The organism is Bacillus sp. BC08 (genome assembly GCF_054326875.1).
Genome location: NZ_JBTGPA010000028.1, coordinates 30559 through 47310, shown reverse-complemented (window position 1 = coordinate 47310; position 16752 = coordinate 30559). Strand labels below are relative to the sequence as shown.

Here is a 16752-nt window from a genome sequence, read left to right as displayed (position 1 = left end):
CATATAGAGAAGAGGAGAGAAAAATGTGGATAGAGGAATTTTTAAAGAAGTTCCATTACCGTGTGCATTTTTGGATGAAGTGGCTTTAGATAGAAATATTCAATCGATTATAGAATTAAGTGGAAATAAGAAGATTCGTATAGCGAGTAAATCGTTACGTTCTGTTCCGGTTATGCAAAAAATTTTAGCAGCAAATAATCGATTTCAAGGCATTATGTGTTTCTCACCTAGGGAGGCTTTGTTTTTAATTGCACAAGGATTCAATGATGTATTACTCGGATATCCTGCTTATGATGAAAGAGCTTTACATGAAATAAGTTTGCTAACAAAGCAAGGGCTCATTATAACTTGTATGGTGGATTGTGAAGACCATATTGTTTATCTAGAAAAAATTGCTGAGAAGTCTAAAGGGTGTTTTCGTGTCTGTTTGGATATTGATATGAGTAGTCGTTTTTTTCAATTTCATTTTGGGGTAAACAGATCACCGGTAAAAGATGTGCAAGGTGCTTTGAAAATAGTGAAAAGGGTGAAAGAATCATCATTTTTAATACTAGATGGTGTAATGGGATATGAAGCTCAAATTGCTGGGGTAGGAGATCACATACCAAATCAGCGAGTGAAAAGTAAAGTGATTTCGTATTTAAAGAAGAGGTCAGTGTTAGAAGTTAAAGAAAGAAGAGGACATATCATAAAAGAAATACAAAACCTAGGTATTGAAATAAGGTTTGTAAATGGGGGAGGAACAGGAAGTATAAAAACAACCGAGCAAGATAATTCAGTTTCAGAGATTACAATTGGTTCTGCTTTTTATGCCCCGAAGCTGTTCGATTATTATAAAGAGGTGCAATTTCATCCAGCTGTCGGATTTGCTTTACCAGTTGTACGTAAACCAGCCCCGTATATTTACACTTGTCTAGGTGGTGGATATATTGCTTCAGGCGCAATTGGTAAAGATAAAGAACCTGAGATTTGGAGGCCAAATGGTGCGGAATTATTAGCTTTAGAAGGTGCTGGCGAGGTACAAACACCGATTTTTTATAACGGTGAGGACCGGATAGAGATAGGAGATTCTATCTTGTTTCGCCATAGTAAAGCTGGAGAGTTATGTGAGCGGTTTCCTTTTTTATATCGTGTGAAAGAAGGAGAGATTGTTGGGGAGTATTCAACATATCGGGGGGATGGCCAATGCTTTCTATAAAGGGACAAAAATGGAGAAATTGGACAGGGAATGTAGAAGGAACACCGCATTATACGATGTATCCAGAAAGTATACAAGATGTAGTAGAAGTGGTGGGACTTGCACGAAAAAAAGGGAAGAAAATTCGTGTTGTTGGTTCAGGGCACTCTTTTACACCTCTTGTACAAACAGAAGAAATTTTAGTTTCTTTAGATGAATTGAAAGGTATTATGAATATCGATGAAGAGAAGATGGTTGCTGAAGTATGGGCAGGAACAAAGTTACATGATTTAGGGAGATTACTTGAAGAAAAAGGTTATGCACAAGAAAATTTAGGGGATATTGATTCACAATCTATTGCAGGAGCGATTAGTACAGGGACTCATGGAACGGGTATTACCTTTGGAAGTTTATCAACACAAGTTATAGAGATTACCGCAGTTTTATCTACAGGTGAGAGCATAGTTTGTTCGGAAACTGAAAATGTGGAATATTGGAGAGCCTTTCAGTTATCGCTTGGAATGTTAGGTATTATTGTGAAAATAAAATTGAAGGTTATTCCAGCCTATTCACTCGTTTATAAAAGTGAAAAACAGTCATTATCTACTGTAATGAACAAGCTAGAAGAATATAAGAAGAATCGCCATTTTGAATTTTTCGTTTTTCCTTATTCAGATGAAGTGCAAGTGAAATTTACAAATGAAACAACGGATAAAAAAAGTGATTTGAAATGGCATAAACTAAAGGTAGAGTTGCTTGAAAATAAGATGTTTTCTTTGTTATCTAAAGGATGTAAATGGTTTCCTTCTATAAGTAAAGGTGTAAGTCGATTATCGGCTAAAGCTGTACCGAATACAAAAATAATTGGTCCAAGTTATGAAGTATTTGCTACATCGCGTGCGGTTCCATTTTATGAAATGGAGTATAGTGTTCCTTCAAAGTATATGCGGGTCGTTGTAGAAGAAATTTCAAACCTTATTGAAAAGAAAAAGTATAAAGTGCACTTCCCAATTGAATGCCGTTATGTGAAAAGTGATGATATATGGCTCAGTCCAGCGTACGGAAGAGATTCAGCGTATATTGCTGTTCATATGTATAAAGGTATGAAGTATGCTGCTTATTTTGGTGAGGTGGAGAGAATTTTTCTAAAGTATGAAGGGCGCCCACATTGGGGGAAAATGCATACGTTAATGTACGAAAAATTACAAAATATATATCCAGAATTACATTCATTTCTCAAGGTGAAGAAGTTATTAGATGAAACAGAAATGTTTTCAAATCCTTACACAGAAAAATTATTTACGATTATGAAAAAAAGCTGACAAAGTATTATTTGTCAGCTTTTTTTAGTATGATCGCATTTCTTGTTTGACTAATACGCTCGTAAAATAGTAATTTATCACGACTAAATACATGTAATAAAACATGAATAATAAATAGACCGTTAATTACAAATTGGAATAAGAGTATAACTAGTAATATTAAAGGCTCTGTATGATTTAAGATAGAGCTACTCGAAAGAATATAATTGATTCCGCCTAGAATGAAATAGAATATACCGTAACGAATGAATAATTCTTTTAGTGTAATACGCTCTGCTTGTCCTTTAATGTAAATTCGAAGTAACGCTTTTCCTATTGTTCTTCCATTTGTAAAGTATGGAATGATAATAAAGTAAATTAAAATTGAACATGTAATGAAAAGGAGTTCGTATACATTTGTATAAGATTGGATGTTAGCAATAAATAGTGAATTTCCTTTGTTTTTAATGAAAGGTACAACGATAGATAAGAAAATCCAATCAATTTGCATAGCGATGAGACGACGAATGAATCCGACTGGTTTCGTTTCTAAATCAATATGAATATCTAGTTCACTTGTTTTTGGAAGGAAGTACGTAAATATTGGTGCAATGATAAAACCAATTACGCCGCCTAGTGTGTTTAAAAACAAATCATCAATATCAAATAAGCGATAGGCACAATTATAAATACCATATAATCCAGTTACTTGTGTTAGTTCAAAGAACAGTGAAAGGCAAAGAGAAATACACACTGTTTGTAAGAAGCTACGTCGGAAATAATAACGTAAGTACATACCAAATGGAACGGTTAGTAGAACGTTAAAAGCGACTTGTAAAAACGCAGATTCCTTTAATAAATAGAAGTAGGTAGCTGGCTTCGTTAAAATTGCCGAGGTATGATTACTAATCTCTTGTATGAAATAAAATGGCGAGAGTTGCATATGTTGTGTATTAGCCGATTGTAGGCTACATGTATCATATGTTTGTGGCAAAGGTAAGATAACAAGAAAATAGGCATTTAATACATAGAGTAATAGTGAATATAAAATAAATGAACGCCATTTATTCAAATAACCATATTTGCGATAATTAAATATTAAAAAAGGGATTAATAGAAACATCGCTAAAATAGGAAATAAAATAAATGCTGTTTTTATTGGAAATAAATATGCAGTCAAAATGGAGCTCCTTTCAATGAAAATTCGTTTATCATTATAACGTTAAAAGAACCTGAAAACAAAATTAAAATATTTCGAAATAGATAAAATTACAAATTTCAATGGAATTAAGTTATACTAAATTTAATATGAGGATATTATGATTATTATAAGTTGAGAGAGGGTACAAGATATGCGATATGAGCTTTTTTCTGTAAGTGGGGATCATATTACAACTTTTGAAAGTGCATGGCATTTTCAGGAGGGAGAACAGATTTTTGTTCATGATGATCAAACAAAACGAAATTTTATTATTATCCGCCTAACGCATGATGTATTTCAACAAAATAAACATGTTATTCGTTTGTATTGTCAAGAAAAGAAAGTATACGCATAAAAGGGGCCCCTCTTACTGTATAAAAAAGTAAGAGGGGATTTTATCATTATAAAGATATAAAAAAGCGAGTCATCCTAGTAGTTTAATAGAATGACTCGCTTTTCGCTTTGTAAGTTTCACTTTATAAGAAAATAAGAGTAAGTACACCTACGATAATGCAATAGAAAGAGAAATATTTTAAATTCCCTTTTGCCATAATGTTCATAAACCATTTTAACGAAATATATGTCATGATAAATGTTGCGATAAACGCAACGACATATGGTACGAATAATGTATCTAGGTTTGGATCTTTTGCAATGTCTGTAATACTTAGTAATAAACCACCTAAGCTAACGGGGATGTATAGTAAGAATGAGAAACGAAGAGCTGTTTCTTGCTTCATACCAAGTAACATCGCTGCGACGATTGTTGCACCTGATCGGCTTATTCCAGGAATTAGTGCGCAAGCCTGTGCTAATCCGATGATAATTGCATCTTTCATAGAAAGATCGCCATCATTTTTACGTCCACGCAAGTTTCTAATAATCCAAAGGCCAACAGCAGTAATAAGAAGGGAAATCCCAACCATCTTCACGCCTTTTAAGTACTGGTCGATATAGTCTTTAAATAAAACACCAATAACGCCTGCTGGAATAGTCGCAATAACAAGGTAAATAATAAAGAAGAAATCTGATTTTGCGTCTTCTGCTCTTGTAAATATATAAGATAGACCATTCTTAGTTAGACGAATTAAATCATTTCTATAAATAAGTAATACAGCTAATAATGAAGCTGAATTAACAAGTAGTTCGAAGCTAAACCCTTCTATTTTTAGTCCTAGCAAATGCTGTGCTAAAACGAGGTGACCACTTGAAGAAATCGGAATTGGTTCTGTTAGTCCTTGGAACAGACCAAGAATTAAATATTTTAAAATGTAATAAAATTGTTCCATAATAACCTCCTTGTTTAATAGTCGAAAGAAACAACTTGTCCATTATAACAAAGGTACGGATGAATATTGAGAAGAAATAAATATTCGAAATATAATAAAAACCCCTTATAGCGGCGCTATAAGGGGTTTTTACTATTAATGAGAAGCTGCTGTTTCTTGAAGACCTTTATTCAATTGAACATCGACTTTCTCAGCATCATGAATATGATTCATAATAGTAGTATTTAACTTTTGGAACATTTGTTGTGTATTAGCGAATTCTCGTAATATATCATCATTACACGATTTTTGGTTTTCGATAGCTTTAATAACATTTGTAGCACCATTTTGTAACGTTTGAATCATAATTAAAATATTTTCAATTCTAGCGTTTGTATCAGCACTCATTTCTACACCTTCATCAACTAAATGCAAATTATCTTTTGTGTTATCGTATGCTTTTTCAATTTCTTCTTGAATTTTTTTCGTTAAGTTACCGATGTTTTTTGTACTTTCGGCTGTACTTTCCGCTAGTTTTCTTACTTCATTGGCAACGACAGCGAATCCTTTACCGTGTTCTCCAGCACGCGCAGCTTCAATACTCGCATTTAATGCAAGTAAATTTGTTTGTGCTGCAATGTTTTGGATGACTTCTACAATTTGCTCGATTTCTTTTGAGCGTTCACTTAAATGATTCATACTATTAGACGTACGTTGAGATTGTTCACCTAATTTGTTAATTACAATAAGTAAACGGTGAACAGATTCTTTTCCTTCATTAGAACAGTCGATAATTTCTTCAATAGATTGAATTAAGCTTTGTTCTTTTTGTAACATTTCGTTATTCAATTCATTGGAATGTGTAGTACGCGTTGAAACATTTTTGAAACATGAGTTTAATTGTTGAACTAAATTTTGAAGTGTATGGTGTTGATTATTTACAAGTTTATGCTCTTGAACAACGCTTTGTACACGATCGTGGATAGAAGAAATAATCTCTTGTTTTTCAATATCTTTTTGTTTTAATGCTGCTTCTAGTTCCTGTATACGATCTTCTAATTGATCAATTTTATGTTGGAGTGATTTCTTTTGAGTAAACATATATTTATTTCAACCGCCTTTAGAAGTTATATTTTCTCTATATTTGGATTTTAGCATCTTTTATAATTTTTAAATATAGGAATTGTTAAATATTTAAGAATCTATTACATTTTATGCATAATTCCCTTTTTTTCGTCATGAAAAATAAACTGTATTTAATGGTATTGTAAACAAACTGTAAAATAAATCATGTATAACTGTATAAGAAGGGAGTCGGATTATGAACTATTTTAAGCGAATCAGTAGTCTAGTATTAGCAGGCATTATAGGTCTTTCTAGTACAGTCGCTGTAAAAGCAGAGTCAAACGACGAGAAACTTAACAACATGCAACAGCAATTGCAGCAAAACGATGCAGATATGCAAAAGAAAGAGCAAGAGAAGCAAGCTGTTAATAAAGAAATTCAAGGTATCGAAAACGAACTACATAATTTAAATAATACAATTGCAAAAAATAAAGAGGATCAAGCTGCTATTCAACGTAAAATCGATGAAACACATAAGCAGATTGAGCAAAAAAAGAATGAAATTGTCGTTTTAGAGGATAAAGTCCTTGCTCGTAAGGAGATTATGAGAAAACGTATGGTTTCTGTTCAAAACAGTTCAAATACAAGTTTAGTAGTAGAAGTTGTAGTAGAGTCAAAAAACTTTGCAGATTTTTTACAACGTATGAACGCAGTTTCTACTATTCTAGAAGCTGATAAAGAAATTTTGCGTCTACAAGAACAAGATCTTCGTCAAATTGAAGAAGATAAGAAAACAATTGACGAGAAAGAAGCGTCTTTAGTAGTAGACAAACAAAAATTAGCAAAAGCACAAGCTGAGTTGCAAGATAACTTGAAAAAACGTCAAGATAACTTACAAACAGTTCAAGCTAAATATAATGCGATTGCAAGCCAACTTAATTTAGCAGCAGAAGAAAAGGCTAAAATCGAATCAAATATGAAGGCAGTTCAAGAAACAATTGCTCGTGAGCAAGAAGCAGCAAGAATTGCAGCAGAAGAGCGTGCAAAAGCAGAAGCAGCTGCAAAGGCTGAGCAAGAGGAGTTAGCAAAAGCAAAGGCAGCGGTAGCTAAGCAAAAAGAGGAACAGGTAGCTAAGTCGGCAGAGCCTGTAGCAAAAAATACATCACCAGAGTCTAAGCCTGACACGAAACCAGCTAAAGGTGGAAAAGAATTTTATGTAACAGCAACAGCTTATACAGCTGATCCATCTGAAAATGGCTATAAACCAGGTGAAACTGTAAAATCTAAGTTAGGACATAATTTAACTGCAAATCCAAACATGAAATTAATTGCTGTAGATCCAGCTGTTATACCTTTAGGCTCTACTGTATATGTAGATGGATATGGAACAGCGATTGCTGGAGATACTGGTAGTGCAATAAAAGGGCATATAATTGATTTATTAATGCCAAGTTCAGCTCAAGCAAATGAATGGGGCAGAAGAACAGTTAAAGTTACAATCTTAAATTAAAAAGAAATCCAACTTTACAAAACGTAAAGTTGGATTTTTTTACAAAAATAATGTTAAGTTGAGTTTACGTTTTGTTAAGGTTAGCATACAATATAATCGAGAGGTGGTAAATTTGACCATTTTAAATAGAGTGAAGGAATTAAGAGCTCGGTTTAATTTTTCGCAAAGTGTATTAGCAGAAAAGGTTGGAGTGACGAGACAAACAATCGCTGCAATTGAAAAAGGGGATTATGTTCCTTCCTTGTTATTAGCGCTTATGATTTGCGATGTATTTCAGTTAAAGATGGAAGATGTGTTTGTTTTAAATAAGGAGGGGAAAGAGGATGAATAGACTTGTATTTTCTTATATGCTAAATGTACTTTTAATGGTATTAGCAGGTTGGGCGTTTATTGAGTTGTATTATTTTACTATTGAAGTCGCCAATTTTATTCAAACGGAGAGAGTACCATCTGAAATTTCAATGAGTTTAACGCCACTAGGATTGCTTTTGATATTTGGTATTGTATCGACTGTTCTTTATAAAATTCAAAAGAAAAAATATAAAGAGCTATCATATTGGATGTTTCCACTATTATTTCCTCAAGAAGACGAGCGGGAAAAGGCAATTACAGAAAAGGCTTGTCGCACTACATTTATGTCACTATGGTACGTGTTGCCTTGTGCGGTTGGTTTTTTAACGCTTTCTCCAATTGCTAATCTATATGTTCCTGCATATCCGGTATATATTGCATTTAGTATTTTCTTTATTCAAATGACAGTATTTCATGTATCACTATACAGAAATAAATTAGCTTAAAAAGAAACCTTCTTGCATCGGCAAGAAGGTTTCTTTTCAGCTTACACTTGTACATATAGCAATATTATCTTATCATTTTATATAGAGTAAGATTTTGTAAGGGAAAGGAATTGTATATGAATAAGCAAAGAATTTATAGTATAGTAGCAATCCTTCTATTTGTTGTAGGTGGTGTGTTAATCGGAAAGCCATTTTATGATGGATATCAGGCTGAAAAGAAACAGACTGAAAATGTACAGGCTGTTCAAAAGATGGATTATGAAAAACATGAGACGGAATTTGTAGATGCTTCGAAAATTGATCAACCAGACTTGGCAGAAGTAGCGAATGCATCATTAGATAAGAAACAAGTAATTGGTCGTATTTCGATCCCGAGTGTTTCATTAGAACTTCCTGTTTTAAAATCTTCTACTGAGAAAAACCTATTATCAGGTGCAGCAACAGTAAAAGAAAATCAAGTAATGGGAAAAGGGAATTATGCATTAGCAGGACATAACATGTCTAAAAAAGGTGTTTTATTTAGTGATGTAGCCTCTTTAAAAAAAGGCGATAAAATTTATTTGTATGATAATGAAAACGAATATGAATATGCGGTTACTGGTGTATCTGAAGTAACTCCTGATAAGTGGGAAGTTGTCGAGGATCATGGGAAAGATGAAATAACGCTTATTACATGTGTATCTGTTAAGGATAATTCTAAGCGTTACGTTGTTGTTGGTGATTTAGTAGGAACGAAGGCGAAGAAATAAAAAGAAGGTCAACTCTTTAAAGAGTTGACCTTCTTTTTACTAATGTTGAGAAATAATAGAATATTTTAGTGGGTATTTAAGTATTTTTCTATTTATGTATAATAAAGTTAGAATTCAGGATTTTGGGAGGAACAAGAGTGAAACAACAGATGAAGAAACTTCTTTTAACAACAAGTGTAGCGTTATTGGTAGCTCCAATCTCAGCTTATGCGCATCCAGGACGTACAGATGCTAATGGAGGACATACGTGTCGTACAAATTGTGAAAAATGGGGATTACAGTACGGGGAATATCATTATCACAATAAACCAGCTTCTAGTAGCGGTGCAACAAGTCCAGCTCCTAGCACTAATAATAATGGTGCTGTAGAAGCTGAAAGACAAGCAGAAGCGCAGCGCAATGCTGAGGCTGAAAAACAACGTGCCGCAGAGGCGCAGCGTCAAGCTGAAGAAGAGAGACAACGTGTAGCGGAGGAACAAAGAAAGGCAGAGGAAGAGAGACAACGTGTAGCTGAAGAGCAAAGAAAAGCAGAAGAGGCACGTAAGCGAGAGGAAGCACAGCATCAAGCTGATATGGAAAAAGGGCAGCTTGAGGGACAAAAAAGTGGAGAGACTGATTTTAAAGCAGGGAAAAATGATGCAGAATCACATTTAACTGGAAAATCAGATACATATAAAGAAGCATTCAAAACTGCGTATGCTGCATCTTGGTCTTTAGAAGAGCAGAAGAAAACGCATTTTGAAAAAGGAAAAGAGCAAGGTTTAGCACAAGAGACGATGGAAGATAGTCAAATTGCTCCGGAGTTTAAGCCAAACTTTGCAGAAGGTTTCCAAGTAGGGAATAAAGAAAGAACAGAAAAAGTTGAAAAAGAGCAAGCTGAACTAGGAGAAAAGGCAGGTAAGGAACTAGCTGGAAAGGACCCTGGAAATAGAGAGAAAGATGTGTACGTGAAGGCGTATGAAACAGCTTATGAAAAGGGTTATAAGTCTACCAAAAAAGCAGTAGAAAAGGCTGGCTATAAGTATGCATTTGAAAACTATGATTTGAAAGTTCCTGCTAAGTATGAAAAAAATGAATCGTTAAAGAAATGGTTTATTGATGGATTTAAATCAAATAAAAAAGCAGCAGAAATTAGAGAAGAAGGATATAAAAAAGGAGATAGTTGGCTTGCATTCTTCTATAAGAATTTTGTGCCGAGTGAATATAAAGAACATAAAGAGCTGTACGAACAAGCGATAGAAAAAGGTAAGAATGCATAAAAAAGATGAGGGAAATCCCTCATCTTTTTTTAATCCATCCATTTCACTAACTTCTTAGAAATTAGTAATAAAACACAACCTAATACAATTGCTACAGCTCCGATTACGGTGAATACTTCAGCATATCCAAGTGAAGTTGTGAAGCTTGCAAGTTGTCCGCCTAAAATGTTAGCAATTCCTGAGCTTGCTAACCATACTCCCATTAGTAATGAAGCAAGTTTTACTGGGGCAAGTGCACTAACCATTGATAGTCCAACAGGTGATAAGAATAGCTCACCTAACGTATGGAAAAGATACGTAAAGACGATAAATAGTAAGTTTGCTTTTTCTGTAATGTTATGTTCATCACTACCTGTTTTTAATGTAGCGATAACGAGAATGATATAACCGATACCAAGCAAGATCATACCAAGTCCCATTTTAGTTGGGATTTTTAAATCCCCGCGCTTGCGAGTTGCAAGTTTTGCCCATAATGCTGAAATAACTGGAGCAAGTAAAATAATAAATAATGGATTGACCGATTGGAACCAAGATGTTGGAACTTCCCATCCGAACACAGAGCGGTCTACAAATTTGTTTGTATATAATGTTAATGAGCTACCAGCTTGTTCAAAGCCAGCCCAGAAGAAGACAACGAAGCATGTTAAAATGACGATAACTGCGGTACGTTGTTTTTCTTTTTTTGTTAACGGTGTATCTCCTACTGATGGTTGTCCATCTGTTGTTTGTAAATCGCGAGTTGGTTTTTTACCGATATCACCAAGGAAGCGATTTGATAGTGTTGTAAATAAAATTTGTCCAATGATCATTCCGATTGAAGCGGCTAAGAATCCGTAACGGAATCCGTAATGTACGACGCCATCAACTGTTGTTTTGAATAAATTTTCTGATAAAAATCCGCAAACGAGTGGAGCTAAAAATGATCCGACGTTAATACCCATATAGAAAATGGTAAATGCACTATCACGTTTTGGATCATTCTCTTCGTATAATTCTCCAACAAGTGTAGAGATATTCGGTTTGAAGAATCCATTACCGATAATAATAAGCGCTAATCCGAGGTATAGGCCGACTTGGTTTTGCATGGCAAATAATGTAAGGTTACCGAGTGCCATTGTTATACCACCAATTGTGATCGCTTTTCGTCTACCTAGGAACCGGTCTGTTAAGTATCCACCAATCATTGGTGTGAAATAACAGGCTCCAGTATAAAATCCGTAAATAGAGAGTGCCCATGCGGGACTAAACCCAAGACCACCGCTTACTAAAGCTGTCGTTAAATATAATGTTAATAATCCTCTTAATCCATAGTAACTAAATCTTTCCCACATTTCTGTAAAGAAGAGTAAGTATAAACCTGGAGGATGTTTCTTTTTTCTTTGTTGTTCTCTTTCTAGTTGTATCGCTGATTCCATGTTATTTTCCTCCTGACACAAACAAAAACAAAGTTAATAATTTTGCACATTTAATATTTTACCTTATTAACTATTATAAGTCAATAAAGGTTGATTTTTCAGAAGAAATTGGAAAAGAGAGATAGCTATAGAATGGGTATTTCTTTTGTGATAGACTATGGACTATGTTTTCTTTGTAAGGAAGCGGGTTATTGCACTTTTTTATATGTGAAATTGATTTCATGAAAGATGGAATTAAAGAAGGAGAAAGAAATGAAATTGTTACAGAAAAAAGAAATTTTACTTATTAGTCTTATGTTATTCTCGATGTTCTTTGGAGCGGGGAATCTTATATTCCCACCTTTCCTTGGATATGAAGCAGGAGAACATGTGTGGGTTTCATTAATAGGATTTATTATATCAGCAACAGGTCTTCCTATATTGGGCGTTATTGCGATTGCAAAAGCAGGAAGTTTTCAAACGCTAGCGGGTAGAGTTCATTCTTCATTCGCCATTATTTTTCCGTGTATCGTGTATTTATTTATTGGACCAGGTCTTGGTATACCACGTGCAGGAAGTTTAGCGTTTGAAATGGGACCAGGTCAGTTCTTCACAGAATCAGGAAGTATAGTTTTATTATGTTACACGGTTATTTTCTTTAGTATTGTGTACTGGTTAAGTTTATCACCGTCTAAATTAATGGGGTTGTTCGGAAAGGTTTTAACACCGTTATTATTAGGTATGATTGCCCTTATCTTTATAAAGAGTATGTTTACATCAGTAGGTAGTGTGAAAGAGGCTGCCGGAAACTATGGACAAGCTCCGATGTTTCAAGGATTTTTAGATGGGTATTTAACGATGGATGCATTAGCAGCTTTAATTTTTGGGATTGTTATTGCGAATGCTCTTCGGGCAAAAGGTATTGAAGATGATAAAGGTTTAGCGAAATATATGAGTATTGCTGGAATTGGAGCAGGACTATTATTATCTATTATTTATGTCATACTTGGATATGTTGGTTCAATTAGCGGTTCGTTAGGTGCATTTAATAATGGGGCGAACGTATTAGCACAAGTGATGACGACGTTATTTGGACAAGGTGGAGTCGTTTTATTAGGTCTTATTTTTACGATCGCGTGTTTATGTGTTTCAATTGGACTTGTTACATCTTGTAGTCAATTTTTCGCAAGTGCGTTTCCGAAAGTAACTTATAAAGTTTGGGCATTTATATTAAGTTTTGTTAGTATGATTTTAGCTAATTTAGGATTAACACAAATTTTAAAAGTATCAGTACCGATTCTTGGATTTATTTATCCAGTTGCATTAACACTTATTATTTTAGGGTTATTTCATAAGTATATTGGAAAGTATGCATACGTATATGCAGTAACAGTTGGGGGTGTAGCGGTATTTAGTGCAATCGATATTTTCAATAAAAATGTGATGATGAATCAGTGGACATTAGTATTGAAATACATTCCGTTCTATACAGAAGGTGTGGGATGGATTGTTCCAGCTATTATAGGTGCTTGTATTGGTGTTATCGTGAGTATTGTTTTAAATAAGAAGAAATAAGTAAGAGGTGTTTTCCTATTTCGGAAAACACCTTTCTTTTTTTGGAAAAATGGTATTGAAAATGAATAGACTAAGAGTATGATAAAGGTAATTGGTAATATATAGGTTTTGAATAGGTGATGAGGGGGGAGTGTATGAAGGAAGATTTAAATAAGAAAATAGAAGCACTCGAAACGACAATTGAAACAATGCAAGAAGCTCTTTTTGAATTGAAAGCAAAACAGAGAGAAATAGAAGTAGAAAATGCTCAGCAACATGTTAGGAAGGAAAAGAAAGAATATATTGAAACGGTGATGGAGGAAAAGCAAAAAGAAGAAGTAGTTACAATAAAAGAGCCTGTGCAAGAACGTGATATAAAACAAGTGGATATATCTGCTTTTAAACCAGAACCATTTAATATTATTAAGTTTTGCCAAACTTGGTTACCACGCATATTTGTTGGCATTATGTTACTTGGAGTAATATGGTTATTTAAAGCAGGGGTAGATGCCGGATTATTAACACCAGCAATACGAATTGTGTTTGGCATTGTCCTATCTATCGGTTTTTATTATATAGGGGATATTCAAATTAAACGAGAGCGGCAAGCGTTAGGGTTAGTATTAGCAGGAGGAAGTATAACGGGTATAGTTTTAACGACATTTGCGGCACATTATTTATATGGATTTATTCCAGCAAGTGTTGCGTTTGTATGTAATATTGCATGGGTCATTTTAGGTATTTATGTAGCGAAGAGGTATCAATCGGAGTATCTGACTATCTTCGTAGCGGTAGGAGCTTTCTTCGTACCATTCTTATTAAATAGTACGACTCCTAATCCTTATATTTTCTTTGGATATGAGACGATACTAACACTTAGCTTGTTATGGTATGCGTTGAAAAGTCGTTATCAGTATTTATATATGATTTCTTATGCTGTTGCTGCTATTGTTCTTTTCGTCTTCTTTGCTATTATGTCAATGTTAGTAGAGGATTTGCAAATACAGTTAACGGTTGTTTATGGTTTGATTCACTTACTATTATTTTGGCATATGTTTACAGAGAGAAGTTTTATAGTAGAGCCACGCTTGGCGATATTTAGTGCGAATGCAGTTTTCTTTATATTAGCCCTTTCAAAAATACCTGAATTTACAACATGGGGATTAATGATTAGCGCACTTGTGCACGCTATTATGTTCGTGTTTGAATATAGGAAAAATCGACATTCTACATTTACAAATCTTTTATTTGGTTTCGCAATGGGTGCATTTAGTTTAGCGATTTTATATGAGTATAGTTTAGTGAATGCAGCGATTGTATTATTATTACAAGGTTTCCTCGGTATGGTGACTGCTATTAAAGTAAAACAACAGATAAAATTGTATGTTAGTGCGACGGTTTATGCGATTGGAATGATACAGACTATTTTTAGCCCATTTGATCATTTCCTTTCAGCTGGGTTTGTTGCTCATATTATTTTAATAGGTACATTTTATTACTGCATGAAACAAGTGAAAGATGTGTTAATGAGTTTTGGAAAATATGTTTATTCTATAGCACTCTATTGGTTTATGGTTATCATATTTATTGCAATTACTAGAGTCGGTGAAGTGCTTTCTACAGATGGAAGTATAATAAGTGTATCTGTATCGTTATTATGGATGGTATATGCATTATTTGCAGTTTGGCTTGGACGGAATAAAAATATGAATGAAATATTGTATGCCGGCTTAGTCGTGTTAGTCGTAACGATAGGGAAGCTATTCCTTCTGGACTTACCAGAAGTATCGATGATGATCAGGGCAGTGTTATTCTTAATAGTAGGTAGTATAGGTATCGTTATTTCAAGGATGTTTTTCTCAAAAGAAGAGAAATAAAAAGAAGGCAATCCGTATGCGGATTGCCTTTTTCATTATTTCTTATCAATTGTTACAGCTTCACTGTATTTCGCTGTCGTATTTTGGCGTAGACGCAGCGTTGCTTGTCCAGTCGTATTTGGGTTGATTTGTACATTTACAATCTTCTCAGCAGAACCTAAGCTGTTTGTTGTGAAAGAGAATACACTACTATATCCAAAAGCAGATGGCCAAGTGCCATTTGTGTTTTGAACTTTTGCTACTTGTGTACCGCCAGTAGTGAATATACCTAAAGAGTAATTATTGTATGTTGTGTTTGGTAATAAGTTATTTACTTGGATTTTTATTTGGAACACTTCATTGTTTGGTAGAGTACTAGGGTGTGTAACTACGTAGTCGTTTGCTGTTACAGCACCGTTATAACCGTATGATCCTGGTTTAAAAGTATTTGTATTAAACCATTGATAACCTGCATTTGGCGCACTCCAAGGTTCTGGTTGTGGCTCAGTTGATAAGCTTGGTTGTTCAAATGTTTGTAAAGTGGTAGGTAAATCAAGTTGTAAACCATTTACTTGATCTAAACTTGTAAATGTTTCTTTATTCGATAGCCAATTTACGATATTTTCTAGTAAGATAGCATCGTTTTCTTCTTTATAACCATCGTAAGTTTTCTTTGTTTGGCCAGAATCTTCACGAACGTATTTTGGCGTCGCATCTTCAACTGGAGAAGAGTCACCGATAAAGGCAGCTTTTCCAAGTCCTACTTTTGCGATAGCGGCATAAGGACCCTCTGCAATACCACCGCCGTTATAAACACCGCTATCAACAGCATTATTCCATTTTGACGGGTTTTCTGGAAGATAAACAAGTCCTTTTGCTAGTTTTGGGTTTGTAATAGCTAGAGTAGAACCAGCATGCATTGCTACAGATGAAACACCTTTTGTAATTCCGAATGATTGTTCAGGTGACACAATATTTTTAGCAGAAACATCACCAAGTGCATTGTAGCGGAAGCGAATACCGAAGTTGTCAGATAGCCAATCAGAGCTTTCTACTCCTTGCATAGCTTGTGAATTTACTTCTTCACTAGACATTCCTTTTGCAGGATTATCCCAAGCACCGCGTCTATATCCATTAAATACTTCAGAAGAGTCCCAGCGATTTTTGTTACGATCTGCATTATAATGATCTGCAATAAAGAAAATACTTCCGCCATTTTTCACATATTGTAACATTGCATCTTGTTCAGATTTCTTGTAAGGAATATTAGCTTCTGGAACGATAAATACATTGTAGTCTTTTAAATCTGCATACGTAATCGGTGTTGATTTACGAAGTTCTTTTACATGATATCCGTTTTGGGCAATACCGTTTCCGAAGTCAGAAAAGCCGCCATCGATAACCCAGTCAGCGGTCCCAGCAGTTTGACCGTGTGTATTATCGAATAATACTTTCTTCCCGCTATTTTGATTTACAACTTTTGCAGCAATTTCAGGAGCTGGGTCCATTGAGCTTTCCGCATAAGTAGACGGAAGGAATGAAGCTCCTATACTTAGTGTAATTGCTGTTGCTAAAGAAAATGTAATCCATTTTTTATTCTTCATAGAAGAATCCCCCTAAT

General features: G+C 34.5%; 15 protein-coding genes. 10 read left to right on the top strand and 5 right to left on the bottom strand.

Annotated features, from left to right (window positions below; all coding sequences use genetic code 11):
- Positions 1–25 precede the first annotated feature (25 nt).
- Both ACXVYO_RS08910 and ACXVYO_RS08905 read left to right on the top strand, forming a co-directional pair.
- On the top strand, positions 26–1198 hold the full coding sequence (locus ACXVYO_RS08910) for an amino acid deaminase/aldolase (RefSeq protein WP_458466743.1): 1173 nt from the start codon (positions 26–28) through the stop codon (positions 1196–1198).
- On the top strand, positions 1186–2499 hold the full coding sequence (locus ACXVYO_RS08905) for a D-arabinono-1,4-lactone oxidase (RefSeq protein WP_458466742.1): 1314 nt from the start codon (positions 1186–1188) through the stop codon (positions 2497–2499). Before ACXVYO_RS08910 ends, ACXVYO_RS08905 begins: the two co-directional genes overlap by 13 nt.
- 7 nt (positions 2500–2506) lie before the next feature.
- On the opposite strand, the gene ACXVYO_RS08900 is transcribed toward ACXVYO_RS08905, so the two are convergent.
- On the bottom strand, positions 2507–3658 hold the full coding sequence (locus ACXVYO_RS08900) for a VanZ family protein (protein ID WP_458466741.1): 1152 nt from the start codon (positions 3656–3658) through the stop codon (positions 2507–2509).
- A 172-nt stretch (positions 3659–3830) separates the two neighbouring features.
- Between ACXVYO_RS08900 and ACXVYO_RS08895 the strand changes: the two genes are divergently transcribed.
- A complete protein-coding gene (locus ACXVYO_RS08895) occupies positions 3831–4034 on the top strand; it encodes a hypothetical protein (RefSeq protein WP_001268328.1) in 204 nt (67 codons plus the stop codon).
- Between the two features lie 121 nt (positions 4035–4155).
- Here the strand turns inward: ACXVYO_RS08895 and ACXVYO_RS08890 are convergent, their stop codons facing one another.
- Complete coding sequence (locus ACXVYO_RS08890) at positions 4156–4968, bottom strand: undecaprenyl-diphosphate phosphatase (RefSeq protein ID WP_097817871.1); 813 nt, start codon at positions 4966–4968, stop codon at positions 4156–4158.
- Between the two features lie 135 nt (positions 4969–5103).
- Complete coding sequence (locus tag ACXVYO_RS08885) at positions 5104–5784, bottom strand: methyl-accepting chemotaxis protein (protein WP_458466837.1); 681 nt, start codon at positions 5782–5784, stop codon at positions 5104–5106.
- Positions 5785–6268: 484 nt separating this feature from the next.
- Here ACXVYO_RS08885 and ACXVYO_RS08880 point away from each other — a divergent pair, with 484 nt between their 5' ends.
- The 5 genes from ACXVYO_RS08880 (at position 6269) to ACXVYO_RS08860 (ending at position 10327) form a co-directional block, all read left to right on the top strand.
- The gene (locus ACXVYO_RS08880) at positions 6269–7522 is read left to right on the top strand and encodes a 3D domain-containing protein (RefSeq protein ID WP_458466740.1); all 1254 of its coding nucleotides are present in this window, start codon (positions 6269–6271) and stop codon (positions 7520–7522) included.
- Positions 7523–7634: 112 nt separating this feature from the next.
- Positions 7635–7853 carry a helix-turn-helix transcriptional regulator gene (locus tag ACXVYO_RS08875; protein ID WP_000154008.1) on the top strand — a complete coding sequence of 73 codons (219 nt, stop codon included), beginning with the start codon at positions 7635–7637 and terminating at the stop codon, positions 7851–7853.
- A complete protein-coding gene (locus ACXVYO_RS08870; RefSeq protein WP_458466739.1) occupies positions 7846–8319 on the top strand; it encodes a DUF2178 domain-containing protein in 474 nt (157 codons plus the stop codon). The genes ACXVYO_RS08875 and ACXVYO_RS08870 overlap by 8 nt, the downstream gene beginning before the upstream one ends.
- Positions 8320–8435: 116 nt before the next feature.
- On the top strand, positions 8436–9068 hold the full coding sequence (locus ACXVYO_RS08865; RefSeq protein WP_458466738.1) for a class A sortase: 633 nt from the start codon (positions 8436–8438) through the stop codon (positions 9066–9068).
- Positions 9069–9205: 137 nt separating this feature from the next.
- Positions 9206–10327 carry a YHYH domain-containing protein gene (locus tag ACXVYO_RS08860; protein WP_458466737.1) on the top strand — a complete coding sequence of 374 codons (1122 nt, stop codon included), beginning with the start codon at positions 9206–9208 and terminating at the stop codon, positions 10325–10327.
- Between the two features lie 29 nt (positions 10328–10356).
- On the opposite strand, the gene ACXVYO_RS08855 is transcribed toward ACXVYO_RS08860, so the two are convergent.
- Complete coding sequence (locus ACXVYO_RS08855; protein ID WP_458466736.1) at positions 10357–11742, bottom strand: peptide MFS transporter; 1386 nt, start codon at positions 11740–11742, stop codon at positions 10357–10359.
- Between the two features lie 252 nt (positions 11743–11994).
- Between ACXVYO_RS08855 and brnQ1 the strand changes: the two genes are divergently transcribed.
- The gene (gene brnQ1 / locus ACXVYO_RS08850; protein WP_458466735.1) at positions 11995–13296 is read left to right on the top strand and encodes a branched-chain amino acid transport system II carrier protein BrnQ1; all 1302 of its coding nucleotides are present in this window, start codon (positions 11995–11997) and stop codon (positions 13294–13296) included.
- A gap of 134 nt (positions 13297–13430) precedes the next feature.
- Positions 13431–15152, top strand: a complete 1722-nt coding sequence (locus tag ACXVYO_RS08845; protein WP_458466734.1) for a DUF2339 domain-containing protein — start codon at positions 13431–13433, stop codon at positions 15150–15152.
- Positions 15153–15187: 35 nt separating this feature from the next.
- On the opposite strand, the gene ACXVYO_RS08840 is transcribed toward ACXVYO_RS08845, so the two are convergent.
- Complete coding sequence (locus ACXVYO_RS08840; RefSeq protein WP_458466733.1) at positions 15188–16735, bottom strand: DNA-binding protein; 1548 nt, start codon at positions 16733–16735, stop codon at positions 15188–15190.
- Positions 16736–16752: the final 17 nt, after the last annotated feature.

Bases quoted from the DNA above. Each gene is read 5' to 3' on its own strand.
- ACXVYO_RS08840 (WP_458466733.1), bottom strand. From the start codon at position 16,735: ATGAAGAATAAAAAATGGATTACATTTTCTTTAGCAACAGCAATTACA.
- ACXVYO_RS08885 (WP_458466837.1), bottom strand. From the start codon at position 5,784: ATGTTACAAAAAGAACAAAGCTTAATTCAATCTATTGAAGAAATTATC.
- ACXVYO_RS08880 (WP_458466740.1), top strand. From the start codon at position 6,269: ATGAACTATTTTAAGCGAATCAGTAGTCTAGTATTAGCAGGCATTATA.
- brnQ1 (WP_458466735.1), top strand. From the start codon at position 11,995: ATGAAATTGTTACAGAAAAAAGAAATTTTACTTATTAGTCTTATGTTA.
- ACXVYO_RS08845 (WP_458466734.1), top strand. From the start codon at position 13,431: ATGAAGGAAGATTTAAATAAGAAAATAGAAGCACTCGAAACGACAATT.
- ACXVYO_RS08855 (WP_458466736.1), bottom strand. From the start codon at position 11,742: ATGGAATCAGCGATACAACTAGAAAGAGAACAACAAAGAAAAAAGAAA.
- ACXVYO_RS08865 (WP_458466738.1), top strand. From the start codon at position 8,436: ATGAATAAGCAAAGAATTTATAGTATAGTAGCAATCCTTCTATTTGTT.
- ACXVYO_RS08905 (WP_458466742.1), top strand. From the start codon at position 1,186: ATGCTTTCTATAAAGGGACAAAAATGGAGAAATTGGACAGGGAATGTA.
- ACXVYO_RS08870 (WP_458466739.1), top strand. From the start codon at position 7,846: ATGAATAGACTTGTATTTTCTTATATGCTAAATGTACTTTTAATGGTA.
- ACXVYO_RS08890 (WP_097817871.1), bottom strand. From the start codon at position 4,968: ATGGAACAATTTTATTACATTTTAAAATATTTAATTCTTGGTCTGTTC.
- ACXVYO_RS08895 (WP_001268328.1), top strand. From the start codon at position 3,831: ATGCGATATGAGCTTTTTTCTGTAAGTGGGGATCATATTACAACTTTT.